Origin of the sequence: Corynebacterium halotolerans, assembly GCF_050107895.1 — a bacterium.
Lineage (GTDB): Bacteria > Actinomycetota > Actinomycetes > Mycobacteriales > Mycobacteriaceae > Corynebacterium > Corynebacterium halotolerans_B.
Genome location: NZ_JBNILW010000029.1, coordinates 1 through 9,897 on the forward strand (window position 1 = coordinate 1; position 9,897 = coordinate 9,897).

Below are 9,897 nucleotides of genomic sequence, written 5' to 3' on the forward strand. Positions count from 1 at the left end.
GTCTGTGCGCCGGTCTCATTCGCGGCGCGGAATGCCCGCACCGCAATTTCGCCACGGTTGGCAACCAGGACCTTGGTGAAGGACGGCAGCTTCTGCGATACCACGTGGTTGATCCTTTCCAGGATATATTCGGCTAATTTCTGGGGGTCAGCTCCCCTACATCTCTTAATCTGCTGACCTCCCCGGCTGCGTCTCTGCGCCGTGGGCACACATAAAGGTGGCTCTATCGGTTTTCGTGATGGCCTCGTTGCCGCGAGCAATCCCATCGTGGCAGGACACAGGGGCGATCACAGGCGCATACAATCGAATAACGTCACTAGCTAGGTTGACGACGCCGCCAACCTAGCTAGTAAACCGTTTCTGATGCGTTTTCTCGTCACATGTTCTGGTCCGAAGTGTTATCACCTAAAGGTTTCCCCAGATGTTTCAGCTTCCTGCTCATAGTGACGACACCAGTAAAACTCCGGTACCCGATATTCTGTCCTGACAAGATCTGGGTCCGTACCTATCCGGTCTCGGCGGCTTAGTGCCCAGCGTGGTGGATCTGCACGTGTTTGGTTCGTGAGTAATCCTGCAGGGCGTAGGCCGAGAGGTCTCGGCCGTAGCCTGATCCCTTGAATCCGCCCCACGGCACCTCATTGGCCAGCACCAGGTGGGAGTTGACCCAGACTGTCCCCGCGTCGATACGGCGGGGCACGCCGAGCGACCGTGCGACGTCACGGGTCCACACCGAAGCGGCAAGACCATAAGGGACCTCATTGGCGCGGTCAATTGCCTCCTCTTCCGTGCGGAAGGTCTCCACTGTGATCACCGGTCCAAAAATCTCCTCACCGGCGGCCTCTGTACCGGGTTGCACGCTGGTCAGCACCGTTGGTGCGATGAAGTACCCCGGCCCTTCCAAAGGACCACCACCGATGGCGGCGGTCGCGCCTTCCGCTACGGCACGTTCCAGAAATCCTGCAACCCGCTCGTGATGCTCCTTCGACACCAACGGGCCGAGTTCGACATCCTCCCCCGCTGCCGGGTCACCGACAATGATGCTAGAGACCTCCTGGACCAGCAGGTCCGTGAACTCCTCTGCCACAGATTCATGGACCAGTACGCGAGTACCGGCCCCACATTCCTGTCCGGAGTTCCAGTACCCGGCGTTGCGCAGCGAAGTAGCCGCCAACTTTAGGTCCGCGTCCTCGAAAATCACCACGGGGGCCTTGCCCCCGAGCTCGAGATGGACCCGTTTGAGAGAGTCGGAAGCGGCTCGGGCGACCGTCTTTCCACTACCGACGCTGCCGGTCAAAGCGACCATCGCCACGTCCGGGTGCTCAGAGAGCCGTGCCCCGACCTCACGTCCCAATCCGGTCACGAGGTTGAACACACCGGCCGGCAGCAGGTCCGCGGTCAGCTCCATCAGCTTCAGCAGACTCAGTGGAGTCTGCTCCGCGGGCTTGAGCACCAGAGTATTACCCGCTGCGAGGATCGGGGCGATCTTCCAGGCGGCCATGAGCAGCGGGTAGTTCCAGGGAACGATGGCGCCGATGACTCCCAGGGGTTCACGCAGGATGACCGAGGTGTGGTCCGTGACATAGTCGGCGGAACCCAGCTCCGTGATCGCGCGGCACGCGCCTGCCGAGAACCGGAAGATGTCCACGGTCCCAGCCACGTCATCTTCGGCGACGGCGTGGGGCTTGCCGGCGTTGAGTGATTCCAGCCGCGCCAGCAGATCGGCGTTGTTCTCGATGCGTTCGGCGACCTTCAGCAGGATCTCCGAGCGGTCCTGTGGGGTGCGTTCCCGCCAAGCGGGCAAGGCGGCGTCGGCAGCTGCGACGGCGGCGTCGACCTCCGCGGCGGTTCCCTGTGGCACCGAAGCAATTTCCTGCCCGTCGGCGGGGTTGACCACTGTCGTGGTGGATTCCCTCTGCGGGTCGCGGAACTCGCCGTCAATGAAATGCTGCAGCGGTGGGAAATCGCCGGACTGGACGGTCAGCTCGCCAGAGGAGCGCCGGACCTGGAAGGACGTGATGGTGGTTGTCATGCCCGCACCTCCTGCGCCAGCTCTGCCAGTGCCCGTTCGATACGGTCGCAGACCTCCGGGGTGGACGCTGCCATCGGAGCACGCGGAATGCCGACGGGCTCGCCCTGGATCTCCAGACCAGCCTTGACCGCGGCCACAAACGGCTCGGAGAGCATCGTGTCAATGACCGGGTAGAGGCGCTTCCATGCCTGTCGGGCCTCGACCAGATTGTCCCCGGCAATCAAATTGTGCACGGCGACGATGTCCTCGGGCACCACGTTTGCGGCACCGGCCATCACTCCGGCGGCACCTTCGGTCAGTGCGCTGTAGATGTAGGCGTCCCATCCGATGAAGGTGCCGAGCACATCGGAGTGGTGGTGGATCAGCTGCAGCGCCTGCTCCCAGTTCGCGCTGGAGTCCTTGATGTAGCGGATGTTGTCGAATTCCCGGGCCAGGTTTCCAGCGGTGTCGGCGTCGAGGTTCACACCGGTGGCGCCGGGGATGTTGTAGAGCATGACCGGCAGTTCCACTGCGGAGACGACTTCGCGGATGTAGGTGAGGGTCTCCTCCAGGCTCAGCGGTTCATAGTAGGGAGTGACCAGCATGAGCACGTCAGCTCCGGAAGCCTGCGCCGCCTTTGAGTGCCGGATCGCCTCGGTGGTGGTGGTGGCTCCGGTCTGGGCGATGACCGGGACGCGGCCCGCTGTGTGCTGGGCGACGGTGTCGACCAGCTGGATGCGCTCGTCGGCGCTCAGCGAGGCAAATTCGCCGGTGGATCCGCCGGCGACGACCCCATGCACGCCGCCATTGATGGAGCGGTCGACCACGCGCTTGAGGGCGGCGGTGTCGATGGACTCGTCGGCGGCGAACGGGGTGGACAGGGCGGTGAGCACACCGCGGAGGTTCAGGCTCTGTGTCATGAAAGGGTTCCTTGTCGGTTCAAAACAGATGGTTCGGGGAATTCGGTGGCTGGCACGGGCCATTGCGGCATCACTGCCGTGGCAGGGGCGGTCAGTTCGCCGCCGCAGTCTGCATGGCAGCCGTGTCATCCGGGTACGGCACGACAGTCGGTCGCGTGATTCGGCTTCGCTGGCCGCGCTGCTGGGTCTCGGTGGCCAGCAGACTGGCCGCCCGCTGGGCCGCGGTGAATGCCGACGTGATGGCCGATTCGGTGTACAGGGAGCCGAGGTAGTCACCAGCGAGGAAGACCCGGTCCTCAGGAGTCATCAGCGTCTCCTGAATCTTCGCGCGCCCAGGGAAGCAGTAGGGTGCGCCGATCTCCCAGCGCTGGACGTGGGATTCTTCGATCATCCCGGAGAACCCGGGTAGCACCTGGTCCAGGTCCTTGAGGTAGATATCGGTGATCTCGCGGTCGCTGAGCGGCAGGAGCTTTTCGGCCAGGCTGGCCGGGGAGAAGGTCATGATGCTGCCACCTGGCTGACGATGACTCTCCGAACCACGGACGATATTGCCCATGTTCAACACGACGTTGAAGGACCGCTTCGGGGTGGCGATGCCGTAGGCATTGTCCCAGGGTTGCGGTGTGGTCTCATTGGTCAGGAAGGCCGCGGCGACATAGGAGCCGTACTTGACCTTACCCAGTGCCTCACGCAGGTCCGGGCGGAGATCGACGCCGATTTTGTGGCTGATCACTGCAGGAGTGGCCATCACGGCGGTCCGGGCCTTAACTTCGCGGTCTACACCGTCCTGGGTGTACCGGACCACGACGTGGTCGCGGTGCTGGGTCAACTCGTGGACCTGGGCGCCCAGCTCAATCCGGTCGCGCTGGGAGGCGGCGATTGATTCGGTGAGGGTGGACGGTCCACCGGCAATGCTCCGGCTGAGCCCCTGGCCGATGTTCCAGACCAGACTAAAGTAGCCGATACCGGCACCCGCCGAGATTTCCTCCGGATCTCCGGCGGAGCGGGTCACGGTCGGCCGGAAGAGAGCTTCGGCCTCCGGGGAGATCTCCCCCAGATAGTCAGCGAAGGAGCGGTCATTTTCGAAGTCGTAGATCCGCTGCTGGCGCTGCTCCCCCGTCTCGCCGGGGCGCCGGCGTACGACGTTGGCGTAGCGGAACACATCGAGGCTGACTTTGGCCCCGGCCCGGACCATTTCCACCCGGTCGCTCATGGCCATCGGGATACGGAACGGATAGGTCTGGACCGGGCCCTTGAGCAGGAGTTTTCCGTTCATGGAGGTACCGGCCAGCGAGCCGGGCACGTCGACTGCGCCGGTGCCGGTTTCGCTCAGTAAATCATGCGTCGAGGTACCGGGACCGCCGAAGACGTGACCACCCCAGTTCAGGAAGTACTTGCCGCGCTTCTCAGAGCGGATGCGCCCGCCGATCCGGTCGGCGGACTCAAGGATGACAGTGTCCCAGTGACGAAGGCGCCAGGCGGCGGATAGGCCAGCCAGGCCGCCACCGATGATGACTACATCTTTCACAGGCTTCTCCTTTGCGGAGTGGGTGCTGCGGCAGTTTTACTGTCCGGCAGGCAAGTGGTCGTGGAACAACAGTTCCCGGTGTTGGACATCTCGCCCCACCCATCACTCCCGGTGGGGCAGATCACCAAGCTACTCTGTTGTTGTTCTCAACACACTACTTTGTGATCACAGATCACACAAGGGGTCGGGAGGATTTGCGGTCACGACCCCGTAGAAAGGCGGGTGAACTGGTTATTTATCCTCCTATGGCCTGGATCAACGCGATCTCCATCCGGTACGGGGCTTGTCACCCCATCCCTGAGGCCGACGGGCAATGATGGAAACGGAAGAACTACTTTCCTAGTCGACGCCGAAGGCGTCCCAATTCTCAAGAATCGGGACGCCTTCCGGATACCGCTCACCACCCCGAAATCACCGAGGCCGCCTGGACGCCAAGCCGGGCTACTCCACTTCAGCAGCTTCCGCCGGCATCGCTAGGTGAATACGCTCAATCGCAGCATCTAGGGAATCCTCGGTGATCTGTGCTGCCGCTGCGCCATCGCCCTCCCGTGCAGCGGCAAGGAGCTTTGCCTGGTAGTCCAGGAGATGTTCCTGTTTGCCCGACTCATGTTCGTCGCGGGCTCCGACGATTTTGTAGATCCGGCACCGGTCCCACAGGGAGCGGATGGTGTCTACGAGCACGTTATTTCCGGAAGCTGAGTAGATCTTCAGCAGGACAGCCTCATCCATATCCAGGTAGTTGACGATGTCGCCACGCTCCAGTGTGTCGACCATCTCCTGGTAGTGCTGCACCAGCTCGACAACATCGCCATTGGCAATGCGCTCAGTGCCCAGCCGGGCCGCCTCAACCTCCAGCAGTCGACGCACCGCGTAGATTTGCAGGAGCTCGCTACGGGTCAGTCGTTTGACCACAGCACCCCGGTAGGGCTCGGTCTCGACGAGCCCCACCTCCTCCAGGCGCTTGATGGCCTCCCGGACCGGCATCACGCTGATGCCCAGTTCCTCCGCGAGATCCCGAATCTGGAGTCGGCGACCGGCCTCATAGGCACCACTGACGATGGCGGCGTGGAGAGCCTCATAAGCCTGATCCCCGACACGGGTCTTCATATCCAGCCGTGACAACACCATGGCCCGACTATACCTGTCGGCCGACCCGTTTCTACCTGTCGCGGACGGGCTCACATTCGCCCTCTGCGACAGGATCCTCCACCAGCGGTACGGCCCCGGTCACCTCGCCCGCAGTCTCGACATCCTCATTCATCTGCCGCTTGAAGGTGGTCTCCCACCACACGGCCCCTTCGATGCCCAGCTCCTGGGGATCGAAGACAGGATCCACACCCGCCTTACGCTGGGAGTCATAGTCTTTGATGATCTTGCGCACGACGGGGGTCAGTAGCAGCACGGCCGCCATGTTCAGCCAGGCGAGCAGTCCATAACCGATGTCGCCTGCCGCCCACATCGCGTCAGCGCTGATCACCGAACCGATGAAGGAGATCGCCAATGCTCCGATCTTGATCACATTCTCCAGGAAGACCGACCGATTCTCCCCTAACAGGAAGATCAGGTTGGTGGTGGCCACGTAGAAGAAGAACACCTGCGAGGTGAAGGCGAACAGCAGGATCGCGATCGCAACCGCTACGCTGCCCCAGCCCGGCAGGGAAGAGTCAATGGCCGCCTGAACGAAGTTCGGACCGGCCACAGCCCCCGGGACGTGGTCGACAATCATTCCACCGGCACCATCGCTGACGTGGTAGCTGTCGGTGAGCACGACCATGATACCGGTGGCCATGCAGATCAGAAGCAGATCGATGTAGATCGAGAATGCCTGGATGATGCCCTGCTTGCCAGGATGCGTGGCATGGGCAGCTGCAGCTGCGAAGGTACCTTCACCGAAGCCCGTGGCGGAAGCGAATACAGCACGGCGCACGCCCCACGCGACGGCGTAGCCGATGATGCCGCCGAAAACCTGGTCTGTACCGAAGCCAGAGGAGACGATCAGCACAATCGCATCCGGCAGTTTGTCCAGGTTCAGGAAGATCAGCAGTAGTGCAGTGAGCAGGTAGCCGACCGCCATGAACGGGACCACGGTCTGTGCCACGCTCACCACGCGCTTCGTGCCGCCGACAACTACCACTGCCAGCAGGCCCGTGATGATCAGGCCGGTTACCCAGGGCTCGAGGCCAAAGGCCTGCTGGGAAGAGGAGGCGATGTTGTTCGCTTGGACGCCGGGGAACACGAAGCCGTAGCCGATCATCGCGGTCAGTGCGACGATGAACGCCAACCACGGTGCTTTCAGTCCGTACTTGATGTAGTACGGCATACCGCCGCGATCTTCGCCATGGATGCGGCGTTTGTAGGTCTGGGCGAGCACAGCCTCCGCATAGGCACAGGTGGAACCGAGTAGGCCGGTCACGGCCATCCACATGATGGCGCCGGGGCCGCCCATGGCCACGGCGGTGGCCACACCCGCGATACTGCCCACACCGACACGGCTGGACAGGGTCAGCGCCAGGGTTTGGAAGGAAGACAGTCCGCCGTCGCCGGATTTGCTGTCCTTGAGCTGTTTGATCATGTCGGGGAGGCGGCGGAACTGCACGCCCTTGGTCACGAAAGTGAAGAAGATGCCCACTGCGAGTGCGAAGTAGGCTAGGGGATTCCAGATCCAGTCGCTGATCATGGTCAGGACGTTCATGAAATTCTCCATCCGTTTGGTGACACCCATCACGGAAGATGAGGTCATGTTACATGCCCCTCAGTGCCCGTCAAGGGCTGAGTGGGTTCATACCCCCGCCGCATGAAGATTCCCGAAGCTGAGGGGACGCTTTCACCACCACCAAAAACCCAGCGCAGTGCGAGTTTTTGAAAGGTGCTTGTATCCAGTGTCACATCCGCGTATATTTTGTGATCACACATCACATATGATTCCGTTGTGGGAATCATCCGCGCTGTGTCCCCGAAACCCGAAACATTGACACCCACACGAGGACACCTGACCTTGCCCCTAGCAACCAACAACTCCGCGAATGACTGAGGTGCCTCCATGCTCATTGCCGCTGGGGAGCTGGCAGAGCTCTGCTCTCGGGCTGCCCGCCACGCTGGCGCCGATACTCTGACGGCACGACATCTCGCAGATGCCACCGTTCAGGCCGAGCTACGGGGCCACTCCGCCGTCGGCGTCAGGCATCTCTTTGACTTCCTCGCCGGCCTGCGAACCGGCCGTATCGATGGCCAGGCCGCCCCGACCGTCACTCGAGCCGGTCCGATCCTCCGGGTTGATGCCCACGACAACATCGCCCATGTCGGTTTCGCGGAAGCGCTTGGCAGCCTGGCCGTAAGCACCCGCGAGACTGGGGTGGCGGTACTGTCACTGGCCAATACGTTCACTGTCGGGGAGCTGGGTCACTACACCGCCGCCCTCGCAGACCGCGGGCTGGTGGCCCTGGCGGTAGCCAACTCCCCCGCCCTCGTCGCCTATGGCGGCCACCCGGGTTCTCTACTCGGCACCAATCCGTTTTCCCTGGCTGCGCCAGCTGATCCGGCCCCTCTGCTCATCGACCAGAGCATCACCCCGGTCGCCTATGTATCTATCCGCGATGCCGCCGCGAGCGGCGGCTTTCTGCCTGAGGGATGGGCCCTCGATAGCCGCGGTCGACCAACCATGGATCCCCTCGCAGCACTATCCGGCAGTTTGCTCCCAGCGAACCGCAAGCTCGGAAATCTCGGCCTAGCGGTAGAGGTTCTCACCGCCATGACAGGTGCCAACTGGTCCGTGGATGCCCCCTCCTTCGAGGATGGCACTGACCCGCCGCGGGTGGGACTCCTGGTGCTCGCCTTCGACCCGGCAGCTTTTGCCTCAGGCTTTTCCGATCGGCTGCAGCAGCATCTAGCACGCCTGGAAGACGACTACGACGTCTCCCTGCCGGGACGTCGGCGCGCCCGTGCCGACAGCATTTTCCTGGACGACGAGCTGCACGGCGTCCTGGTGGCCGCTAGTAGCGAGACTTCCCCCTAACGCTTTCCATTCCCTTTCCACCACCAGGAGCACCGTGGACACTCACCACCCAGGTACCGCGCTACGGGGCGTGCTCGCCTCAATCGGGGCATCTGCCCTGTTCGGTTTCATCTTCTTCATCTCCGGCGCGATCTCGGCTTCCGCGACCACAGTGTTCACTGTGCGTGTCCTGGTCACAGCAGCCTGCTACACGCTGGTCCTCACCCTCCCTGCAGCGCGTTCCTCCCTCCGGCAGTTCCTGCGGTCACTGACCGCCACCCCGTGGCAGCCATTGATCTTCGTCCTGCTCACCGCTCTGATCGCCCTGCAGTTGTGGTTGTTCGCCTGGACCCCCGTGCACGGACACGCCCTAGATGCTTCCCTCGGATACCTTCTGCTCCCGATCAGTCTCGTAATCATCGGACGTTTCATCTTTCGGTTCCACGTCACGCGAATGCAATGGATGGCAGTATTGATTGCGGTGGTCGCCGTATCGGTCAAGGCGATACTGAACGCACACCTCTCGTGGGTCACCCTGGCGATCTGCTTCGGCTACGCCCTGTATTTCAGTATCCGCAAGCATTTCCACCTCGACGGACCGATGGCTTACGGAGCCGAGGTATGGCTCCTGAGCCCCTTTTCCATTTGGTTACTCCTGCAGTTCAGTGAACGCCTAGACCTGTCAACGAACGCGCTGGTGATCCTCGCTGGACTGTCGGGAGCGCTGGCCATGGCGCTGTATCTGGCTGCCTCCACGCTACTGAGCATGCCGGTATTCGGTCTGCTGAGTTACGGGGAGCCGCTCCTGCTGTTCGTGGTCGCTCTCCTGCTGGGCGAACAGCTCGTCCCCAGCGACAGCGTGGTGTACGGACTGCTGGCGATCGCTCTAATCATCCTGGCGGTGGACGGGTTCCAGCGCAGCCGCCAAGCCCTGTGAGCTGCCCGACGGTGCTGCTGTAAGCAAGAGCTCCTGACCACTAACTATTTGTTAGAGGGAGGCAGGTGCTTACCCCGCCCGATATCGCACGCGTATCATCTCGATTCCCCGTGAAGAAGCCCAAGCCAGCTCTTTCACGCCTTGCGGGGAAGAACACCACACTGTTCCGCCACGGCAATAAGTAGCGCATGTCGCACATCACAGCACCGACCGTGGGCCCAGAGTTACTTGACGATCGTAATCCCTAATGTCAGATACTGGTGTAGACGTTTCGCTTGCCACTATATGGGCTACGGATGTTCTACTGGACCCCTAGATGTACTTCCTCGGGAGGTTGTAAACAGTGTGAGCGGATACAGGGAACCTCCGGTAGGCAGGTGGGTAATGACACGCACACCAACACCGGAGGTTCCTAGTGACACACCGTAACGCACCCCTGACCCCGACGGGTAGGGCCAAAATGATCGATCTGGTTCTGATCCACGGGTGGACCCAACGCCGGGTCGCCGAGCG

Annotated in this window: 8 protein-coding genes; 2 read left to right on the plus strand and 6 right to left on the minus strand. The window is 62.1% G+C overall.

The genetic code is table 11. The features are described 5' to 3' along the window. From ACQCVD_RS15265 to ACQCVD_RS15290, 6 genes are all read right to left on the minus strand, one after another. Positions 1 to 104, minus strand: a 104-nt coding sequence (locus tag ACQCVD_RS15265; protein WP_426824645.1) for a biotin carboxylase N-terminal domain-containing protein, incomplete at its 3' end; no start/stop codon positions are given. Between the two features lie 419 nt (positions 105 to 523). After that, entirely contained in the window at positions 524 to 2,029 is a 1,506-nt protein-coding gene (locus ACQCVD_RS15270) for an aldehyde dehydrogenase family protein (protein ID WP_426824637.1), read from the minus strand. Then, positions 2,026 to 2,928, minus strand: coding sequence for a 4-hydroxy-tetrahydrodipicolinate synthase (gene dapA, locus ACQCVD_RS15275; protein ID WP_426824638.1), 903 nt, complete (start codon positions 2,926 to 2,928; stop codon positions 2,026 to 2,028). Before dapA ends, ACQCVD_RS15270 begins: the two co-directional genes overlap by 4 nt. Before the next feature lie 91 nt (positions 2,929 to 3,019). After that, a complete protein-coding gene (locus tag ACQCVD_RS15280; protein ID WP_426824639.1) occupies positions 3,020 to 4,456 on the minus strand; it encodes a flavin monoamine oxidase family protein in 1,437 nt (478 codons plus the stop codon). A 441-nt stretch (positions 4,457 to 4,897) separates the two neighbouring features. Then, positions 4,898 to 5,584: a GntR family transcriptional regulator gene (locus tag ACQCVD_RS15285; protein ID WP_426824641.1), complete on the minus strand. Its 687-nt coding sequence runs from the start codon at positions 5,582 to 5,584 to the stop codon at positions 4,898 to 4,900. Positions 5,585 to 5,615: 31 nt separating this feature from the next. Then, positions 5,616 to 7,196, minus strand: a complete 1,581-nt coding sequence (locus ACQCVD_RS15290; protein WP_426824642.1) for an alanine/glycine:cation symporter family protein — start codon at positions 7,194 to 7,196, stop codon at positions 5,616 to 5,618. A 300-nt stretch (positions 7,197 to 7,496) separates the two neighbouring features. On the opposite strand from ACQCVD_RS15290, the gene ACQCVD_RS15295 reads away from it, so the two are divergent. Both ACQCVD_RS15295 and ACQCVD_RS15300 read left to right on the plus strand, forming a co-directional pair. Further along, entirely contained in the window at positions 7,497 to 8,468 is a 972-nt protein-coding gene (locus ACQCVD_RS15295; protein WP_426824643.1) for an Ldh family oxidoreductase, read from the plus strand. Between the two features lie 34 nt (positions 8,469 to 8,502). After that, entirely contained in the window at positions 8,503 to 9,384 is an 882-nt protein-coding gene (locus tag ACQCVD_RS15300; RefSeq protein ID WP_426824644.1) for an EamA family transporter, read from the plus strand. The last annotated feature ends 513 nt before the right edge of the window (positions 9,385 to 9,897 follow it).

What these genes read in the sequence shown, in the direction of transcription:
- ACQCVD_RS15270 (WP_426824637.1), bottom strand. Translation starts at nt 2,029, where the DNA reads ATGACAACCACCATCACGTCCTTCCAGGTCCGGCGCTCCTCTGGCGAG.
- ACQCVD_RS15290 (WP_426824642.1), bottom strand. Translation starts at nt 7,196, where the DNA reads ATGACCTCATCTTCCGTGATGGGTGTCACCAAACGGATGGAGAATTTC.
- ACQCVD_RS15295 (WP_426824643.1), top strand. Translation starts at nt 7,497, where the DNA reads ATGCTCATTGCCGCTGGGGAGCTGGCAGAGCTCTGCTCTCGGGCTGCC.
- ACQCVD_RS15285 (WP_426824641.1), bottom strand. Translation starts at nt 5,584, where the DNA reads ATGGTGTTGTCACGGCTGGATATGAAGACCCGTGTCGGGGATCAGGCT.
- dapA (WP_426824638.1), bottom strand. Translation starts at nt 2,928, where the DNA reads ATGACACAGAGCCTGAACCTCCGCGGTGTGCTCACCGCCCTGTCCACC.